Here is an 18,941-nt window from a genome sequence, read left to right as displayed (position 1 = left end):
TCTGGCCAGGAACGAACCCCACGTTGGTTCCAGGCAGCGCAGCTCCCGCTGCGAAAGTCGAACGTCGCCTACCCCTCCATTGCTTGCTGCCCGGCCGTGGGGCCGAGCACGTGATTGACATAGACCGCGAAATTGCGCGTCAGGTGTTTGGTCAGGATCGCCTCGGCGGCCGCTGCATCGCGAGCGATAATGGCCTGGACGACACCCTTGTGTTCATCATTGCTCCGCCGGTTGTGGCGGGCCGTGTCAGCAGGATCCGGACGCGCCCGCATCAAGCCGCCGACGAAGGCGTCATGCAGCGCGATGAAGATCGGGTTCCCCGGCACCTCGGCGAGCGCCCGGTGGAACGCCACATCCGCGTCGCGGAAGCGCGGAAGGTCATCGACAACCGCATCGGCCTTCTCGATGGCTGCCACCATCTTGGCAATCTGGGCCGGCGTCGCCGAATGCGCAGCATAGCGAACCATGCTGGTCTCGAGGAACAGGCGAGCCTGCTCCATATGCGCGCCACCTTCCGTGCCACTGAAAAACAGGCGCGAGGCGTCGGAAATGCTGGCCAGCAACCCCGAGAAACTCGGATAGGCCACCCGCGGGCGGTGACCCTTGCGCAACTCGACCAACCCCATCATTTCGAGCTGACGGATCGCCTCTCGAATGATGGAGCGACCAACGCCGAAACGGTCGCAGAGCTGACGCTCCGAGGACAGCATGCTCCCCTCCTCCATCCGGCCGGAGTGAATCTCCTTGGCGATCGCGGAGGCAATCAGGGATGCATCGGGCAGCGCACCGACCAACTCAACCTGCTGAAAAGCTTGATTTGGCTCGCCCTCCTCTGCGTTTGGTCGACCAAACTGCGATGATGGCTCAACATCTGGGCGGAATGGGCCCGGAAAACTGGATATTTGCATCGTCGTTCCGACCCCTCCCCGAAATCGAATTCTATTCACTTGCGAATTTTCCACCAGTGGTAGAAATTTCGCCTCACGAAACCGCAATCCTTAAACGATTTCCCTCAAAATCGCCACTGATGTCGTGTTGACACGCTAAGATATCTCATTAACATAACAACATAGTTTTTTGGAGTGTCAAGCACCAAACAGCGCTTGATGGGGGATGGAATGAAGAGGGTTCTGATCATCGGCAGTGGCGGCATTGGCCGCCGGCATCTGCGCGGCTATACGGCGACGGGACGGGCAAAACTGTCCGTCGTCGAGCCGCATGCCGAGAGGCGCGCCGAAGCTGAGGAAATGTTTGCACTCGAGGCCAGCTATGCGTCTCTGGAGGAGGCTGACCTCGCGTCATTCGACCTCGCCGTGATCTGCGCGCCGGCTCATATGCATGTGCCGTTGATGCAGCAGTGTGCCGCAGCCGGCACCGCCTTCATGGTCGAAAAGCCGCTGGCCGTGACCATGGACGGCGTCGATGCGGCGATCGAGGCGGTCAAGCAGTCCGGCGTTCTCGCCCGCGTTGGCTATATCCGCCGCATTGCCCCCGAACTGCTGGCGGTCCGCGAGGGCATCGCCAATGGCAAGATCGGTGATCTCCGCCTCGCCTATGTCAATTCCGGTCAGGAATTCCCCAAATATCGCCCGGACTTCCAGCGCACCTATTATGCGCGTCCGGAAATGGGTGGTGGCGCCATTCTCGATGCGGCCAGCCACACGTTCGATATGCTGATCTGGCTGATGGGGCGTCCCGTCGCCGTCGGCGCGATGCATGATCGGCTGGTTTTGCAGGGCACCGAGACCGAGGACACATGCCTCGTCAACATCTGCTTCGAGAGCGGGGCGATGGCCAATGTCACCATCAACCAGTTCCAGAAGCCCAATGTTTCCAGGACCGAATTCATCGGCACCGCTGGCAACCTCACCCTCAACCACTCGATCCTGAGCTTTGCCGACGACGATAGCGGCACCGACAAGGAAACGCACGACTATATGGACGGGCTGGTGCCCACCGAAGCCCATCAGGCCCGGTTCACCATCCAGGCCAATGCCATGCTCGATGCGCTGGAGGGCAAGCCCTGCCACCTCGCCACGCTTGAAGAGGCGCGGCTCAATCTCATGGTCGCGCTGGGCGCAAAGCGCAGCTGGACCGATCGCACGATCGTCTCACTCGGTCAGTAGAGAAACCAGATGTTTCAGATGGATGGACGTACAGTGCTTGTAGCCGGCGGCGCCGGTTACCTGGGCACTCCCACATGCCTGCTGCTCAAGGCGCAGGGCGCCAACGTGGTCATTGCCGACCGTGACGCAGAAAGGCTGGCGACAGCGCTGGCTACGGTGACCGCGGCCCCGGGCAAGGGTGGGGTCGCCGCCCTGCCCCTCGACATGGCTGACGAGGCTTCGATCCTCGACTGTGTCGAAAAGGCTGCCGCTGCCTTTGATGGCCTCTCCGGGCTGATCGTTGCCACGGCCTTCAATTCCGGCAAGACCTTCGACGCGCTTGACGCCCAGACCTTTGATCTGGCCAACCGCATCAACATCACCGGAACCTTCCTGCTCGCGCGCGCTGCGGCCGACAAGATGCCCTCCGGCGGCTCGGTCGTGCTCTATTCGTCCATGTATGGCGTCGTTTCGCCCGACCCGAAAAACTACCCGGGCGACATGGCTCCGAATTCCATCGAATATGGGGTCGGCAAGGCCGGGCTCAACCAGATGGTGCGCACCATGGCCGGCCATTACGGGCCGAAGAACATCCGCGTCAATGCTGTCTTCCCCGGCCCCTTCCCGCATGAAGGCGTGCGGACGGCGCATCCCGATTTCATCGCCAATCTCGAGGCTGAGACCATGCTCGGCCGCATCGGCCGCCAGCACGAAACAGCCGGCGCCACTGTCTTCCTGATTTCCGACGCGGCCTCCTACATCACCGGCCAGGTGCTGGGCGTGGATGGCGGCTGGACCGCCTGGTGAGGTATTTTCAATGAGCTTTCCATTTGCCGACCGCCCCATTCGCCTGGCCATGCTCGGCATGGTCGAGGGCAATGGCCATCCCTATTCCTGGTCGATGATCATCAATGGCCGCTATGATGCCGAGGCGCTCAAGCAATGCCCCTATCCGGCGATCATCAACTATATCGGCAAGCAGCCGCCCGAGACGCTGGGCATTCCCGGCGTCGAGGTGACCCATGTCTGGACCGACATTGCCCAAGAAGCCCATGACGTCGCCAAAGTGGCCAAGATCGCCAATGTGGTTGAGCGCGCCGAAGACGTGATCGGTCATGTCGACGCGGTCGTCGTCGCCACCGACAAGGGTTTTGAACACGTCGAGCGCGCCCGGCCATTTGTCGAGGCTGGCCTGCCCGTCTTCGTCGACAAGCCGCTCTGTGACAATCGCGCCGACCTCGAGACCTTCACCAAATGGGTGGCCGAGGGCAAGCCGATCATCTCCTCCTCGGGCATGCGCTTTGCCAAGGAATTCCTGCCCTATCACGGCTCAACCTACGAGTTCGGCGCGCTGCGCACCGTCTTCGTCACCATGGCCAAGAAGTGGGAAACCTACGGCATCCACGCGCTGGAATCGATTTATCCGATCGTCGGGCCGGGCTTCGTCTCCGTGCGCAATACCGGCACCTATGAACGCAATGTCGTCCATCTCAAGCATGAGAAGGGCATCGACGTGGTGATCACCACGACGGCCGACCAGATCGGTGGCTCTGGCTTCATCACCCTGGCGGGCACTGAAGGCGGCACCACCCTGCGCAGCCAGGACACCTTCACCGCCTTCAAGGCGCAGCTCGAAAGCTATGTGGGGTTCCTCCGCACCGGCACACCGCCAGTGCCCTTCTCGCAGACGCGCGAGCTCATGCAGCTCGTCATCGCCGGCATTGAAAGCCGCGAAGCCGGCGGCCAAGAAATCTTCCTTTCCAGCTTCGGATCCTGATCATGGGCGTTCTCGACACATTCTCCCTCAAGGGCAAAGTCGCCCTCGTCACCGGCGGCGCAGGGCTTTATGGCCGCCAGATCGTGGCAGCCCTCGCCCAGGCCGGGGCCAAGACCTATATCGCCTCGCGCAATCTCGAGGCGCTCGAAGCTGTGGCTGCCGAGGAACGCGCCGCCGGCAATGACGTGACCGCGCTGACGCTTGATCTCAACTCGGATGCTTCGATCGAGACCCTGCACAGCACGATCATCGGAGAGGCTGGCCGCTGCGACGTGCTGGTCAACAACGCAGTGATCCGCTCGGCCATGAATGGCTGGGATCATGACCTCGAAGCCTATGACAAGAGCCTGCGCATCAACGCCTCGGCTCTGTTCAAGATCACCTCGCTGTTCGGCAAGACTATGGCGGCCAACAAGACCGGCTCGGTGATCAATATCGGCTCGATGATGGGCTCTGTCGGGCTTGAGCTCGGCAATTATGTCGGCACCGACATGATGCCTGATCCCTCGCCGATCTATCACTACGAAAAGGGCGGCATGCTGAACTTCACCCGCTGGGCGGCGAGCATTCTCGGCCCCGACAATGTGCGCGTGAATTGCCTGGCGCCGGGTGGCTTCTTCAATGGCCAGCCTGCGGCCTTCGTGAAGAACTACAACGACCGCACGCAATTGGGCCGCATGGCCAATGACACCGACATGATGGGCGCCATCGTGTTCCTCGCTTCCGATGCCTCCGCTTACATCACCGGCACCAATATCCCGGTCGATGGCGGCTACACAGCAAAGTAACAGCCATGTCCGAAAAGCAGCAGTATACCGCCGGTCCCGCCACCCAGCACCGCATGCGCCCCAGCCGGGTGCTGCGCACCATCGCCGCCGGTGGCGTGGCCAAAGTGCTCAAGCTCAATACCTATGACGCCAAGGTTGCCGAGATTTTTGCCTCGGCCCAGCCCGACGCGCTCTGGCTCTGCCAGGAGCACACGTCCTCGAGCATCGAGGCGATCGAGCACCAGATCCGTGCCGCCAAGATCTACGACGTCGACACGCTGGTCCGCGTCGCGCGCGGCTCCTACTCAGACTATATCCGTCCGCTCGAAGCCGATGCCACCGGCCTGATCGTGCCCCATGTCATGGGTGCAGCCGATGCGCGCGCCGTGCGCGACATGACCAAGTTCGCCCCGCTCGGCCGTCGCGCCGTCGATGGCGGCAATAATGATGGCCTGTTCACCCGCGTCGGCTTCCTCGACTATCTCGAGACTGCCAACAAGGAACGCTTCGTCTGTCACCAGATCGAAGACCCTGAGGCGCTGGACGAAATTGAGGCCATTGCCGAGCTCGATGGCGTCGATTGCCTGTTCTTCGGCCCCGGTGACTATTCGGTCCGCCTCGGCATTCCCGGACAGATCCAGGCCCCCGAAATCATCAAGGTGCGCGAACGCGTTGCCGAAGTGGCCCGCCGTCATGGCAAGATCGCCGCGACCGTAGCCGGCAAGGCCAATGTGAAGGACTATGTGTCGATGGGCTATAATCTGCTCAGCGTCGGCGCCGATGTCGTGGCGCTTGCCAGCTATGCAGACGATATGCTCTCCGCGTTTGACGCCATCTAGGGAGCGAAACATGAATCTCGACGCGCTGAACCAGACAGAACTCGACGGACGCACCAAGGGCATTCCCGCCACGGCGGCGCCCTTCCCCCTTGCCGATATCGGCAAGAAGGGCTGGAACGTCCTCGCAGAGGATCTGCCCATGCCGCTGATGCTGCTCCGGCGCAGCGCGCTCGACCACAATGCCGAGGTATTCAACCAATACCTCACCAGCCACGGCCTGTCGCTTGCCCCTCATGGCAAGACCACGATGAGCCCGCATATCTTTGCCGAACAGCTGGGCAATGGCGCCTGGGGCATGACCGCTGCGACGGTCAACCAGGTGCAGGTGATGCACCACTACGGCGTCAAGCGCGTCGTGCTCGCCAACCAGCTGATCGGCAAAGCGCATCTGGCCGGCATTGCCGCCCTGCTCAATGCCGATCCGGAATTCGATTTCTACACCTTCCTCGACTCGGCGGCCCAGCTCGACAACATGCTGCTCCATCTGGCGCCGCATAAGCCGGCCCGCCCGGTCAAAGTGCTGCTCGAGATCGGCGCCAAGGGTGGCCGCACGGGCCTGCGCGACAAGGACGAGGCGCTTGCGCTCGCCGAGAAGCTGGCCGGCGTGGACGCAAGCCTTGTCCGCTTCGCCGGTATGGCGACCTTCGAGGGCGTGGTTCCCGGCATCGACAAGGACCCGATGCTGATCGAGGGCTTTGCCCGCAACATCGTCGAGATTGCCCGCGCCCTTCCGGCAAGCCTTTATGCCGGGCTTGATGAGTTCGTGCTGTCCGGCGGCGGCTCGTCCTATTTCGACATTGTCGCCGACCAGTTCAGCACGCTCGAACTGCCCATTCCGGTGCGGGTGCTGCTGCGCTCGGGATGCTATGTCACCAATGACTCCGGCTCCTACAAGTTCGCGCAGGACGAGGCCAAGGCTGATCCACGCCGCTCCTGGAAATCCGATCTCGAACCGGCGCTCGAAGCCTGGGCCTATGTCCAGTCCCTGCCCGAGCCGGGCCTGGCTTTCCTCACCATGGGCAAGCGCGACATTCCCTATGACGGGCACCTGCCCGTGCCGTTCAAGCGCTATCGCCCGGGCGTCGGCTTCCTGCCCGTCGGTACGGCCGAGGTGTTCGCCACCAATGACCAGCACGCCTTTGTGCGGATCGGCGCCGATGCCGACTGGCAGGTGGGCGACATGATTGCCTCCGGCATTTCCCATCCCTGCACCGCCTTCGACAAATGGCGGTTCCTGCCCATCGTCGATGACAATTACACCGTCATCGATGGCGTCCTCACTTTCTTCTAGACCCAAGGCGCACGAGCCATGACCACTATCCTGTTTGGCGGCCTCTATCACGAGACCCACACTTTCCTCGCGCAGAAGACGGGCATGCCCCAGTTCGAGGAGGGCGGCATCCATATCGGCGAGGCCGCCATCGACAGGAACCGCGGCAATGGCTCGCCCAGTGCCGGCTTCATCGACTATGCCGAAAAGGCCGGCTGGCGGATCATCCCGACCATTCAGATGGCTGCCCAGCCGGCCGGCAAGGTGACCGACGACGTGGTGGAGATGTTCTTCGAGCATTACCTCGCCGGGCTCGACCGCCACGTTCAAGAAATCGACGGCATTTTTCTTGTCCTGCACGGCGCCATGGTCAGCGAGAGCTCCGACGACGTCGAAGGCCTGATCATGCGCAAGACGCGCGAGCGTCTCAAGGCGCTTGGCCGCCCGGACCTGCCGATCGGCGCAGTGCTTGACCTGCATGGGAACATCTCCGACGAGATGGTGAAACTCTCCACCGTCGTGCGCGCCTATCGCGAAAACCCGCACACCGATGCGCTGGAATCGGCCGTGGAAGCCGCCGCCTTGCTAGACATTGCGCTGGGCGAGCCCGGCATCCGTCAGGTCCATCGCGCCACCAAATATGTCATCTCGCCCACCGGCGTCGGTTCGGCCAACGAACCGATGAAGAGCGTGCTCGCCGCCGCCCGCGCCATCGAGGCCAGCGATCCGGACATCCTCAATATCAATGTCATGGCGGGCTACGCCTACTCCGACATTGCCATTTGCGGCTTCAGCCTGAGCCTTGTCACACGCGGCACAGTAGAGGCAGCAAACGAGCATCTCGATGCACTGGTTGGCGTGCTCGAAGCAAATATCGAGGCCGGCTATCCGAGCGAAGATGATCTGCAAACCGCGCTGGCCAAGGCAGACGCCCTGCCGCCCGGTTCGGGCCCGATCCTCCTCATCGAAGCCTCGGACAATATCGGCGGCGGCACGCCCGGCGACGCGACTGGCCTGCTCGGCCCGCTGCTCGAGACCGGCCGCAAGAACATCCTCGCCGCGCTGGCTGACAAGGAGGCGGTTGCGGCCTGCTTTGAAGCAGGCCTCGGCGCAGAAATCACCCTCGAGATCGGCGCCAAGACCGACGAGCACCACGGCACGCCCATCCGCTTCACCGGCAAGATCGAGCACCTCAGCGACGGCGTGTTCCAGCTCGAAAATCCAAAGTCGCACATGGCCTCGATGGGCGGCACCACGATCCGCATGGGCCGCTGCGCCGTGCTGGTCAACGATCAGGCGAAAATCCTGCTGTCCGAGCGCAAGACTGCGCCCATGGATCTGGGGCAGTATCACTCGCAGGGGCTACGGCCGGAAGACGCTACCTATGTCGTCATCAAGGCCGCCGTTTCGCACCGTGCCGCCTATGACGATATCCAGCGCGCCAGCTTTTATGTCGACACGCCCGGCCTCTGCACGTCCAATCTCAAGCGCCTGCCCTACACCAAGCTGGGCGACAAGGTTATTTCACTGACCTGAGAAATCCGGACAATGGCCGTCTCTTCGACCAATCGGCGAGAAATCAGGTGGAGCCCCTCGGGGCTCCACCTTTTGTCATCAGATCTGGTTGGCAGCGCGCATTTCGGCCTGAAGCTTGGCCTGGTAGGCGGCCCGCGCCTCTTCATCCACCTTGGCGCTCTCGCCGAAATAGACAAAGCCCAGCGCCCGGCGCGCCCGGGTCGGCGAGGTGTTCGGCCCAGCCCAGTGAATGGTCTTGGAGTGGTGCATGAGGAAGGTGCCGGCCTCGCCCGGGAAAGCAGCGGTATTGGCCTTGTCATCCTCGGTGCCAAAATCGGTGATGCCCTGCGAAAAGCCGAGGATCTGCGACCGGCCATGAGGGCGATAGCCCTCGATCTTGTGCGAACCACGGACATAGTGGATGCAGCCGTTTTCCTCGTCCACGCGCTCCAGCGCCAGCCAGCCGGTGACGGCGGCGGGCGGGTTGAAGTGGAAGTAATAGCCGTCCTGATGCGGCGGGGTCGGCTTGCCGATGCCGGCAGGCTTGTTGAAATATTCAAGGTTCACCGCGCGGGCGCGTTCGCCCAGCATGGTTTCGGCCAGCTCGCGCACGACGTCTGTTTCCAGCAAAGAGCGGAAATAGTCGTCATAGTGCTGCATGTTCTGCATCTGCTTGAGACTGCCCTTGGCCCCCTTCTCCTCATAGAACACTTCCGTGTCCTTCATCTGCGGCACGCAGGCTTCGACATAGCGGTCGAACTCGCGGTTGATCTCGGCCATCTTGGCCGCGTCGAACAACGGCTTGATGGCGATGAAGCCGTCTCGGTCGAAATCCTCTTTCAGGCTGGTCAGCGGCGTCTGCATGGCTTGGGACATGGCGGTTCTCCTCGGGGCGTGTCTCGCCGCCCATCAAAAACCAGCCGCGGCCGCGCGTCTGTGGAGACGTACGGCTGCCGACTAGGATTTCCGATTGCCACCCAAGACAATCAATGGCGCCGCCTGCGCCGTCATGGTGCAGTGCGATCATGAACAGTTCCGCCGCCCATGCCGCCATCGAGATCAGGGAGCACCGCCTCGGACGGTTCGACCGGCGCATGCCGAGCGGCCCCGCACGCTGGGACTTTCATGACCTGCTCTGGATCCATGAGGGCGCGGTGAAACTGGCCGTGTCGGACGCCGATCCGATCACGCTGACCGCCCCCAATGGCATCCTCATCCTGCCCGACACGCCCTTTGAAGGGGCCGCCATCGGCGGCTATGCCACCGCCTCGATATGCCATTTCGACTGGCCGGGCGCTCCTGAGCTGGACATGGCAGGCCCCGGCCACTGCCTGCCGCGGCACGGCGAGGCCCTCCATATCCAGGCCATGTTGCGGCTCAGTCTTGATCTCGCCCGACGCCGCGACGACGCTGACCTGCCCCGCCGCCAGCGGCTGCTCTCTGCCATTCTCGATTGCTTTGCCTTGCCCTCCTCGTCTGCCTCGCCCGAGGGAGAGGTGGACGACACGCGGTTGGCCCTGGCCTGGGTGCAGGCCGAAAAGGCCCTCGCCAAGATGCGCACGCTCAGCGACGTCGCTGCCCTGATGGGCGTGCAGGAAAGCGCCCTGCGCGCACGCCACCGCCGCCAGCACACGACCTCTGCCGGCGGACATTTGCGCGAAATGCGCCTCCGCAAGGCCGAAGACCTGCTCACCACCACGCGCTTCAGCATGGATGAGATCGCCCGCCACGTCGGCTACGGCCATGCCGAAACCCTGATCGCCGCCTTTCACAAGAGCCGTGGCTGCACGCCCGGCGAATTCCGTCATCGTTCCAATCCCTTCGCCTGAGTATTTTCATGCAGCTTGTCCAAGCCGTCACGCTCTATGCCAATCCTGATCCGCTGCTGGTCAGCCGCCAGGGGGTGTTTCCGGGTCTTGCCCGCCTCGCCAATGGCGACATCCTGGCCATCTTCTCCATCGGCCAGGCCTTTGACGCTGCCGACATGCGCGCCCATGTCAGCCGCAGCACCGACAATGGCGTGACCTGGAGTGCGCCGACACTTCTCCACGACAGCGTGCTCGAGCCGATGGAGTCCGAAAGCTTCAAGCCGCTGCAACTGGCGGATGGCACGGTTCTGGCGACCGGCTATGTCTTCATTCGGCCGTCCATGCTCGATCCGATCGTCGCCGATGACGGAACGCTCCTGCCGCTGCACAACAAGATTTCCCGCTCTACCGACGGCGGCCACAGCTGGACCCGGCCCGAGCGCTTCATCGTCGAAAATGTCGGCCTCGAATTGTCGGGTCCCTGCATCCAGCGCGCCTCTGGCGAGATATTGGGCGTTGCGCCCCCGTTCACCCTGAGCCCCAATGAACAGGAAGGCTGGATCATTTCCAGCACGGATGGCGGCCAGAGCTGGCAGAAAAAATCCGTCTTCTTCCGGTCCGAGAATGGAAATATCGCAACCTGGGAAAGTCGGCTGATCGACTTTGGCGGCGACCGTGTCGGGGCTCTGTTCTGGGCCCATGATCTCGCGGCTGGCAAGAACCGCAACAACCACTTCGCGCTCTCCGAAGACGGCGGCGTCACCTTTGAAACTTTCGAGACCGATATCGCCGCCCAAGCCTCGGGCGGTCTTGCCCTCTCGCATGACGAGATGCTGACCATTCACGCCCATCGTGAGAGCCCGGTGGGCCTCAACGTCTATCGCTCGCGTCTTAGCAACAAAGGCCTCGAACGGCTGGACGCGCTGCCGCTTTTTGCCGACGAGCGCCTCGGCCAGGAGGGGGACATTGCCTTTGCCCCCTTCGTCAATCTGCGTTTCGGCCAGCCCAGTCTGCTGGCGCTCGGCGATGATGAGTATCTCGGCTGCTGCTGGATGGTCGAAGCCGGCCAGCACATCATCAAAACCTTCCGCATACGGCTCTGAGGCTCTGAAGTGACCCCTGCGTCCGAGTTGACCGACTACGCCAAGCTGCGCCGCCTGCCGTTTTACTATGGCTATTTCGTCCTGACGGCGACGGCCGTGCTCTGCGGCGTGGGAGCGCCGCTGGTGCTCTATGCCGCCGAGCTTGGCATCGACAAGGACCGCATCGGGCTCATCGGCGGCATCCTGCCCTTCTTCCAGGTGCTGGGGATTGCCAGCCTGCCGGTGATCCTCCACTTCGGCACCAAGCGGGTGGCGGCCCTGGCGCTTATCGCGCGCTACCTCTTCCTGCTGCCGATCCTTGCCGCGCCGATGTTCCTCGATCAGCCCGATATTGCCTTCCTGCTGATCTTTCTCTCGGTGGTCTTTTACGCCGTCGGCCGAACGCTCTCGGAAGCGGCGGCTACCCCCTGGTCGCAGGAGTTCCTGCCGCGCCTCGTGCGCGGGCGGATCAACGGCAATATCGCCCTCGCCTATCTGCCGATCGCTCTGGTCGGGTCTTTCGTCATCCAGCGGTGGCTCGACAGCCAGGAGGGGCTGGAACGCTTCTACCCTGTCTTTATCTTCGGCATTATCGCTGGGATTGCCGGGGCGCTGTGCCTCTTCGGCATGCCGGGAGGAAAGCCGCGACCGGCCGCCGGCAATTGGTCAAAATCCCTATCCCAGCTCCGCACGCCCCTACGCGACAAGAATTTCCTCGCCTTCCTCTATTCGACCGGCAGCCAGTTCCTGGTCTTTTCCGCGCTCAATGTCTTCATGCTGCTGTTCTTCCGCGAACGACTGGGGATTTCCAGCGGCCAGATCGTGCTCATGGCATCCCTGATCCACGTCGGCTCCGCAGTTGGCAGCTATGCGGCGGGCTGGTTCATCGACCGCCACGGAACGCGGGGCATCCGCGTCACGCTGCAAACCCTGCAGATCGGCCTCGTTCTCGGCCTGCCCTTCATCCATGCCGGCCTGCCGGCAGTCGAAATGCTGGTTGGCCTCGTCTTCTTCCTGTTCGGCTTCCTCGTTCAGGGCGCGATGATGGCCGGCAATGTCTACATGCTGAACTATGTGCCGCCCAATGAGCGCGAAAGCTATATGGCCCTCGCCTATAGCAGTGACGGCATATTCGGCGGCGGCCTGACGGTCCTCGCGGGCGTGCTGGTTCAGTATTTCGAGTTCAACAGTTTCTCCATCGGACTGGCCCACTTCGGCGGCTATGAGGTGCTGTTCGTAGTTGGCGCCCTCCTCACCATCAGCTCCGCCGTCGTCTTTGCCCAGCTCAAGGAAGAAGGCGGCACCGGGGTGCGCGATTTCCTCGGACAGTTTTCAACAGGCAACCCCCTGCGCGCGCTCTGGGGCATCCAGCAGTCGGCGAGTTCGACCTCCGAACAGCGCCGGCGCGACCTCGCCTATCATTTCGGCGGGGCCGGCAGCACGCTGGCCAAGGACGAACTCATCTCTGCACTGTCCGACCCCAGTTTCGATGTGCGTCACGAAGCGATCAGGGCGCTCGGCCGCCTGCCCCCGACCGCCAAGGCGATCAGCGCGCTCGAAGCCACGCTCGACTATGAAGGGCTGATCGAGCTGCAATACGCCGCGCTCGACTCACTGGGCCAGGTCCGCTCGCGGACCAGTGCAGCCAAGGTCGCCACCTTCCTGAGCCATGACAATCCGCTGCTGCGCAGCCGCGCGGCACGCTCTCTCGGCGATATCCGCGATGCGACCTATCTGCCAGTCTTGCGCTCCATGCTGACCGGCGATGCCGACATTGACTGCCGGCTCGCCGCCGCTTCGGCCCTCGGGAAATATGGCGACCGACAGAGCGTCGATGCGTTGATCTCGACCTATTGCGACCATGCGGCCGACGCCAACATGGCCAGCGAGCCTAGGAGCAAGGTGGTGTTGCTGGCCATCTCGAAAATCCTCGGCGTGGAAGAGAAGTTCGCCCGCAACTGGCGCACCGAGCAGCGCATGCCCGGCTATTGCCTGCCGGGTCTGCTGACCAAGCTGGCCCAGACGCTCGACGGCAATGATAGCGGAAGACGCGCTCGCCGATCGGCATTGGAAGCGGCGGCCGCAGAACTGGGCAGTGGCCCAACGCCGGACAGCCTCGCGGCCATCCGGGCGTTGCGCACCGATCTCCTGAAATCGGGCCATGCCAACGCGCCGCTGGTGGTCGCGCTCATCGATGGGACCGCCGGGCTGGACAATGCCCACCCAGCGTTGATGATCCTGCTGGCGGTAGCAGCGCGGCAGGCCCTTCGGCCTGCCGGCTAAGGGGCCAGCAGCGCCCAGCGGATATCCATGCGGTCGGAGACGCCGGCGTAATATAGCACCATCACCGTGCCATCATTGAGCACGGTGGCGGTGGGGAGCCCAAAGCTCCACATCTCCATATCGGCCAGCGCATCGCCCAGCGACGCGCTGGTTTCGGCCCGTGCGAGGTCAGCCTGGTTGTGCAGCACGACCTCGGTCTCTTCCCGAAACGGCGCGTCGATGTTCTCGGCAAGGCGCGCGCGGATCGAACAGGTCCCGAACCGGTCGACATAGGCGAGAACCACCCGACCATCGGGGAGAATTGCGGGCCGAGCGGCCTGATCGGCAAAGCCCAGATCCTCTGGGGCGGACCACGTCTCTCCCCCATCGGCGCTGACGCGGCGATGGATATTGCGATATTCGCCAGCAGCCCGATCAAAGGTCCAGGCAAAGCTCACGAGCCGTCCATCGGGCGCAGCGCCGACGCGCAGATCCCAATTGAAAATCTGATTTGATGGGTCGTAGGCCGAGGTAATGGGCTGGGACCAGCTCTTCCCCTCGTCTGACGAGAACAGCAGAACTGCCTTCTGGTCCCATTTGCCGGTATCGAGATAGGTCTTGTTGGTCTCGATGCTCATGGCCAAACGACCATCGGCAAGCAAAAGTAGTGGCGAGGTGAGGCTCGGCGGCCCGATGTCGTCCGGCAGCGGAACATGCCACCAGTCGCTCCAGCTCTCGCCATCATCATCCGAGCGGCTGAGGAAGATCGCCATGGGCAGGCACCCTTCCGTTTCCGCATTAAAGAGCGGCTGGCCGGGGAAACTCGTGCGATCGATCCACATTGCGGCGGCAATCACCACACCGGGCCGGATCTCGGTGAGATAGGCGATCTTCAGCGTGCCCTTGACCCCGTCGAGGTCGGGCGGCGGCGGAAAGCCGGGGTGGGAGACCCAGCCTTGCCCGTCGCCATGATCGACGAGAACGGCGAGCGCGTCGTCATCCCCATCCTTGCCGGAGCCGTGGCGGCACGTGGCGATGCGCCTGCCGCTCGCCAGCTCGACAAGGCTGGGGAAGGTATAGCAGGCGCGCGCTGTCCCGGCCTCGCCGGCCCAGAGCACGCCCGATGAAACGATGTTCATGACCGGTGCTGCTCGCGACCGGGCCAACCCATCAGCAATTGCGCCGACTTTTCGGCCTCGCGGGCCTTCGCCTCGTCCTTGAAAATCTTCATGGAGCAACGCGGCTCGGTGCGGCTGATCACGTCGTACACCATGTGATAGCCGGTCTTGTCCATGATCGGGCCGATCCAGCCGGCGCAATGGTCACAATAGCGGCCCATGGGGGCGGCATCATTGTCCTGCACCTTGCTCAGGCTCGGGCACTCATTCATCCGCAACGCCAAATGGTCATCATCGACGATGATATCCATGTCGCAGTTTTCTTCCTCGTCGATCACCGACCAGTATTCATACATGCCCTGAAGGCCCTTGGTCTCGATCAGCTCGAGAATGTGGCGCTCCTGGTTTTTCGAGATCGCCAGCCAGTAGAGCTCGAGATCTTCCTCGCCCTTGCTCTCGAGGAACTTGAAAACCTCGTTGTAGAAGCGGGTAAAATGGTCGCTGGGGATCATGCGCGCCTCCTGATGACCTGGCGGCAGGCGCCCGGTCCCGTGATTTCCGTGTCGACCCGATAAGGGCTGCCGTCGGCAATGGCTTCATTGACCTTGATGGTCTGGTCGCAGAAATGGGCCGAAACCGAAGGCGCGATCTTGGCTACGTGGTGATAGGCCGTGCAATGGCGGACCGTCAGAACGATCTCGTCGTCGCCCACGGCGATGTCGAAATCCGCATTCTCGCGCTCGAAGAAATAGCGCCAGTGCTTGACCAGCTCATTGGCGTCGCCATCGAGCATGTGCTGGCGGATGTCGACATAGACATCCTTGCCCATCTTCTCGAAAATCTGGTGCAGCACCTCGACGCCATAGCGCTCGACGATGAAATCGATGGTGGTGTTCACCGCCCCATGAAAATCGAGATGGACATTGCCGTCCTCCTGATAACGAAGCGGCTTTTCGTGGCTGTCATGCATGGTCGCGCCTGTAGTGGGTTCTACCGCCGATGACGGTCTGAAGCACAGAGAAATCCTTGGGGTCGAGGACAGCGAAATCGGCCAGCTTGCCGGTTTCGATACTGCCCATGTCACGATCCCTGCCGATCACGCGCGCCGGCACGAGGCTTGCCGCATGGGCGGCCTGAACCAGATCGGCACCGGCCATTTCGATATAGTTTCGCATGCCTTCCTCCGGCGTCAAAGACGATCCGCAGAGCCCGCCATCGCGCGCCCGCACGGCCTTGCCCGGCGCTGAAGTGACGAAATAGCCGGGATAGAACTCGAATTCCGTGCCCGGCAGGCCTGCATATTTCATCGAGTCTGTTTCAAGGAAGACGCGGTCGACAGGCAGCTGCGCCAGGATGCGCACGAGCTTTGGATGCGCATGAATGCCGTCGGCCACGACACCGAGCGCCAGATGCCGTTCGGCCATCAGTGCGTCCGGCAGCGAGAAGACATGCACGCCCGAATTGTCCGGCGGCAGGGTGCGCATGACGTCATACATATGGGTGACCGCATCGATGCCCCAGCTGACATAGCGCGAGACATCGTCAGGCGCGGCCTGGCTGTGGCCGAAATGGATCGAAACGCCCTCGGCCTTCATCGTCTTGATAAAGGCCTCGGCACCCGGCAGCTCGGGCGCGATCGTTATCGCTGCGAGACGCCCCTTGGCGCTGTCGAGCATGCGCTTGGCAAGTTCCGGCGATGGCAGCTGCAGGTTCTGCGGATTGTGCGCGCCGGGCGAATTGAAACACGGCCCCTCGGAGTGAATGCCGATGGCGCGGGCGCCGGTTGCGGCCTCGCAGGCATCGGCCAGACGCGACAGTACGCTGTCGAACTGGGCCGGTGGCTGGCAGCCGATGGACGGCAGGAAGGCGGTGACGCCGCGGGCCGTCAGCTTGGTGGAGGAGTCGGGCACGCCGTCCGGCGTCGCGTCGGAATAAAGGTTGAGATCAAAACCGTGCTGGAGCACGTCGATCATGCCGGGAAAAACCAGCTTGCCCGCCACATCGACCTGCTGCCAGTCTGCACTTACGGCCTCGCCGGGCATTGCCAGCGCCGCGATCCGTTCGCCTTCGACCAGCACATCGCGCCGAACGACACCTGTGGGCGTAACCACCAGCCCACCAGCCCAGTTCTGCTTGACACCCATTGGTGAACCCTTATTACCATGTTATTATGCTAATGAGTTAACTCAGTTCCTATCAGGTGTAAATATGGATCGGCGCACTGTCTGCATCACTGGCTCGACACACGGTATCGGGCTCGGCCTGGCCCGTGCCTTTGCCGCTGCCGGCGCGCGCCTGGTGCTTAATTCTCACCGCGACGATGAACACGCCCGGTCGGCCATCGCAGAACTCTCGGCGCTCACCGATGTGCACTTCGTTCAGGCTGACCTGACGCGGTCCGGCGAGGCCGAGCGACTGATCGAGGCGGCGCACGCCCATTGGGGCGTCCTCGATACGCTGGTGAACAATGCCGGCACATTCGCCGACACGACCTTTGGCGAGTTGACCGAGGACATGTTCGATCGCACGTTTGCGCTCAATGTCCGCGCCTATCTCTTTGCCAGCCAGGCCTTTGCCAATCGCGTCGCCGCAGACCAGACCGGCGCCAGCATTATCTGCGTCGGATCGACAAATTCCATGGCCGCTGAACGTGATAGCGTCGCCTATGACGCCTCCAAGGGCGCCGTGCTGATGCTGGTCAAATCCATGGCCGTGACGCTTGCCGCACGCGGCATCCGCGTCAACGGCATCGGGCCCGGCCTCGTGCGGACGCCGCTCACAGCCAATGCACTCGCGTCGGACACGGTGAGAAACTCACTTGAGCGCCAGATCCCGCTCGGTCGAATTGCAGAACCCGATGATATTGGTGGCGCTGCGGTCTTTCTTGCCTCCGATGAGGCGCGCTATATCACGGGGCAAATGCTGTTCATCGATGGCGGGATTCTCGCCAATCAAATGTCCTGGGGCGCTGAGCCGTGAATGTAGACCTGACACCGCGACATCTACAATTGCGGGATCTCCTGTTCCGCCGCTGGAAGACCAACGGACTCAAGGCCGGCGACAAGATCGAGTCGCAGAACGAGATCACCAAGTTCTGCGACTTCTCGCTGATCACGGTCATCAAGACGTTGAAGGATCTGGAGGCGGAGGGCGTCATCCGCCGCCAGGTGGGTCGCGGATCGTTTCTGGTCGAAGCCCCCTGGGCGGAAGAGCATTACCGCGTCGGCTTCTTCTATAACCGCAACATCGTCGGCGGCGGCATTTTCGACAATGAGTTCTATACGCTCCTGGTGATTTCGCTGGAGCGCGGCGTTGTCTCGGACGGCCACGAATTCATCATGGGCAGCTTTACCCATGACAAGATGCCGATCAGTCTCTGGGACCGGCTCGACATGGTGGTGCTGACCGGCGTGACCGAGGAGACGGACATTTCCCCTCTCACCCAGACCACCAGCCAGATCAGCGTGCTCGACGCGGTCATCGACCTGCCCGGCGTGCATTCCTATCGCCTGGACTACGGGCCGGCCTTCGAGCAGATGTTCGCCCACCTCGGCGACAAGCCACACCGCGTGCTCTATCTTGACACGGTCCACGTGTCCTCCGAACAGGCCGCGCGCCTCGAAGCCTTTCGCACCGCCTGCGCAACCTCGGACGTCGCCCACACGCTGCATACCGCCACTGTCGATCAGGAAAACGAGCAGGCCGATCTGTCGGCGCTGGAGAAGACGATCACCGATTTCCAGCCCGATCTCATCTGCGGCTACATGCATCGTCGCTGGCACGGCCGCATGGCCGAGTGGCAGCCCAAGCCTGTGCGCATTTACCCCTTCGGCCTCGATTCACGCCGCGCCGGCTTCGTTGTGGAGAGCGGCGACTGGATCAAGAGCGTCCTGCCCCTTCTCTACGAGAAGCTGGAAGATCGCCCTGGGTCTGCCGAGGTCCATGTTTTTCCTGCCCACTTTATTCCCTGACCAAAGGACATACTGATGCTCAAGCTCATCGACAAAGGCGCTCGCTCGCACCTGCCCTTCAGCCCGGCTTTCGTTGCCGGCGACCTGATGTTCGTTTCCGGCCAGGCCTCGGTCGACAGCGAAACCGGCGTCATCATCCCGGGCACGTTCGAAGAAGAAATGCGCCGCTCGATCGAGAACCTGCGCGCTATTCTCGAGGCGGCTGGGCTTACCCTCGACAACGTCATCAACGTGAAGGCCTATCTGGCCACCGAGGAAGACGGCGCGCTCTACAACAAGATTTATCCTGAGTATTTCTCCGAGCCGCGCCCGAGCCGCAGCACCATCAATGGCGTGCTCGGCACCAAGCTCAAGTTCGAACTCGACTGCGTCGCCTATACCAAGGCCACCCGCCAGGAAGCCGTTCGCGACTGATCAGCCCAATGTC

19 protein-coding genes are annotated in these 18,941 nt (G+C 62.6%); 13 read left to right on the top strand and 6 right to left on the bottom strand.

The window, feature by feature from the left end; all coding sequences use genetic code 11:
• Positions 1-68: 68 nt before the first annotated feature.
• The gene (locus tag NYQ88_RS07115; RefSeq protein WP_275654866.1) at positions 69-908 is read right to left on the bottom strand and encodes an FCD domain-containing protein; all 840 of its coding nucleotides are present in this window, start codon (positions 906-908) and stop codon (positions 69-71) included.
• Positions 909-1,118: 210 nt separating this feature from the next.
• Here NYQ88_RS07115 and NYQ88_RS07110 point away from each other — a divergent pair, with 210 nt between their 5' ends.
• The 7 genes from NYQ88_RS07110 to NYQ88_RS07080 are packed head-to-tail and all read left to right on the top strand — an operon-like array spanning position 1,119 to position 8,294.
• On the top strand, positions 1,119-2,126 hold the full coding sequence (locus tag NYQ88_RS07110) for a Gfo/Idh/MocA family oxidoreductase (protein WP_275654254.1): 1,008 nt from the start codon (positions 1,119-1,121) through the stop codon (positions 2,124-2,126).
• A gap of 18 nt (positions 2,127-2,144) precedes the next feature.
• Positions 2,145-2,912, top strand: coding sequence for an SDR family NAD(P)-dependent oxidoreductase (locus tag NYQ88_RS07105; RefSeq protein ID WP_275654253.1), 768 nt, complete (start codon positions 2,145-2,147; stop codon positions 2,910-2,912).
• Between the two features lie 10 nt (positions 2,913-2,922).
• Entirely contained in the window at positions 2,923-3,882 is a 960-nt protein-coding gene (locus NYQ88_RS07100) for a Gfo/Idh/MocA family oxidoreductase (protein WP_275654252.1), read from the top strand.
• Positions 3,883-3,884: 2 nt separating this feature from the next.
• Positions 3,885-4,670, top strand: coding sequence for an SDR family oxidoreductase (locus tag NYQ88_RS07095; protein ID WP_275654251.1), 786 nt, complete (start codon positions 3,885-3,887; stop codon positions 4,668-4,670).
• A 5-nt stretch (positions 4,671-4,675) separates the two neighbouring features.
• The gene (locus NYQ88_RS07090; protein WP_275654250.1) at positions 4,676-5,488 is read left to right on the top strand and encodes an aldolase/citrate lyase family protein; all 813 of its coding nucleotides are present in this window, start codon (positions 4,676-4,678) and stop codon (positions 5,486-5,488) included.
• A 10-nt stretch (positions 5,489-5,498) separates the two neighbouring features.
• On the top strand, positions 5,499-6,779 hold the full coding sequence (locus NYQ88_RS07085) for an amino acid deaminase (RefSeq protein ID WP_275654249.1): 1,281 nt from the start codon (positions 5,499-5,501) through the stop codon (positions 6,777-6,779).
• Positions 6,780-6,797: 18 nt separating this feature from the next.
• The gene (locus tag NYQ88_RS07080; protein WP_275654248.1) at positions 6,798-8,294 is read left to right on the top strand and encodes a M81 family metallopeptidase; all 1,497 of its coding nucleotides are present in this window, start codon (positions 6,798-6,800) and stop codon (positions 8,292-8,294) included.
• 78 nt (positions 8,295-8,372) lie between these two features.
• Here the strand turns inward: NYQ88_RS07080 and NYQ88_RS07075 are convergent, their stop codons facing one another.
• Complete coding sequence (locus tag NYQ88_RS07075) at positions 8,373-9,149, bottom strand: phytanoyl-CoA dioxygenase family protein (RefSeq protein WP_275654247.1); 777 nt, start codon at positions 9,147-9,149, stop codon at positions 8,373-8,375.
• 149 nt (positions 9,150-9,298) lie between these two features.
• On the opposite strand from NYQ88_RS07075, the gene NYQ88_RS07070 reads away from it, so the two are divergent.
• Genes NYQ88_RS07070 through NYQ88_RS07060 form a run of 3 tightly spaced genes read left to right on the top strand, consistent with a single transcriptional unit; the run spans position 9,299 to position 13,446 of the window.
• Complete coding sequence (locus tag NYQ88_RS07070; RefSeq protein WP_275654246.1) at positions 9,299-10,102, top strand: helix-turn-helix transcriptional regulator; 804 nt, start codon at positions 9,299-9,301, stop codon at positions 10,100-10,102.
• 8 nt (positions 10,103-10,110) lie between these two features.
• Positions 10,111-11,184 (top strand): sialidase family protein, encoded by a 1,074-nt coding sequence (locus NYQ88_RS07065; RefSeq protein WP_275654245.1) that lies wholly within the window; start codon positions 10,111-10,113, stop codon positions 11,182-11,184.
• Positions 11,185-11,193: 9 nt separating this feature from the next.
• The gene (locus tag NYQ88_RS07060) at positions 11,194-13,446 is read left to right on the top strand and encodes an MFS transporter (protein ID WP_275654244.1); all 2,253 of its coding nucleotides are present in this window, start codon (positions 11,194-11,196) and stop codon (positions 13,444-13,446) included.
• Here NYQ88_RS07060 and NYQ88_RS07055 read toward each other — a convergent pair.
• The 4 genes from NYQ88_RS07055 to NYQ88_RS07040 are packed head-to-tail and all read right to left on the bottom strand — an operon-like array spanning position 13,443 to position 16,687.
• Positions 13,443-14,564: a sialidase family protein gene (locus NYQ88_RS07055; protein WP_275654243.1), complete on the bottom strand. Its 1,122-nt coding sequence runs from the start codon at positions 14,562-14,564 to the stop codon at positions 13,443-13,445. The genes NYQ88_RS07060 and NYQ88_RS07055 overlap by 4 nt on opposite strands.
• Complete coding sequence (locus NYQ88_RS07050; RefSeq protein WP_275654242.1) at positions 14,561-15,055, bottom strand: hypothetical protein; 495 nt, start codon at positions 15,053-15,055, stop codon at positions 14,561-14,563. Before NYQ88_RS07050 ends, NYQ88_RS07055 begins: the two co-directional genes overlap by 4 nt.
• Positions 15,052-15,513 carry a hypothetical protein gene (locus NYQ88_RS07045; protein WP_275654241.1) on the bottom strand — a complete coding sequence of 154 codons (462 nt, stop codon included), beginning with the start codon at positions 15,511-15,513 and terminating at the stop codon, positions 15,052-15,054. The genes NYQ88_RS07050 and NYQ88_RS07045 overlap by 4 nt, the downstream gene beginning before the upstream one ends.
• Complete coding sequence (locus NYQ88_RS07040) at positions 15,506-16,687, bottom strand: amidohydrolase family protein (RefSeq protein WP_275654240.1); 1,182 nt, start codon at positions 16,685-16,687, stop codon at positions 15,506-15,508. The genes NYQ88_RS07045 and NYQ88_RS07040 overlap by 8 nt, the downstream gene beginning before the upstream one ends.
• Positions 16,688-16,751: 64 nt before the next feature.
• Between NYQ88_RS07040 and NYQ88_RS07035 the strand changes: the two genes are divergently transcribed.
• Genes NYQ88_RS07035 through NYQ88_RS07025 form a run of 3 tightly spaced genes read left to right on the top strand, consistent with a single transcriptional unit; the run spans position 16,752 to position 18,928 of the window.
• The gene (locus NYQ88_RS07035; RefSeq protein WP_275654239.1) at positions 16,752-17,522 is read left to right on the top strand and encodes a glucose 1-dehydrogenase; all 771 of its coding nucleotides are present in this window, start codon (positions 16,752-16,754) and stop codon (positions 17,520-17,522) included.
• Complete coding sequence (locus NYQ88_RS07030) at positions 17,519-18,514, top strand: GntR family transcriptional regulator (protein ID WP_275654238.1); 996 nt, start codon at positions 17,519-17,521, stop codon at positions 18,512-18,514. Before NYQ88_RS07035 ends, NYQ88_RS07030 begins: the two co-directional genes overlap by 4 nt.
• 15 nt (positions 18,515-18,529) lie before the next feature.
• Positions 18,530-18,928, top strand: a complete 399-nt coding sequence (locus tag NYQ88_RS07025; RefSeq protein ID WP_275654237.1) for a Rid family hydrolase — start codon at positions 18,530-18,532, stop codon at positions 18,926-18,928.
• Positions 18,929-18,941: the final 13 nt, after the last annotated feature.

Origin of the sequence: Devosia sp. SD17-2 (assembly GCF_029201565.1) — a bacterium.
Taxonomy (GTDB): Bacteria; Pseudomonadota; Alphaproteobacteria; order Rhizobiales; family Devosiaceae; genus Devosia.
The sequence above is the reverse complement of the archived record's forward strand: the minus strand, read 5'-3'. Positions and strand labels throughout refer to the sequence as shown.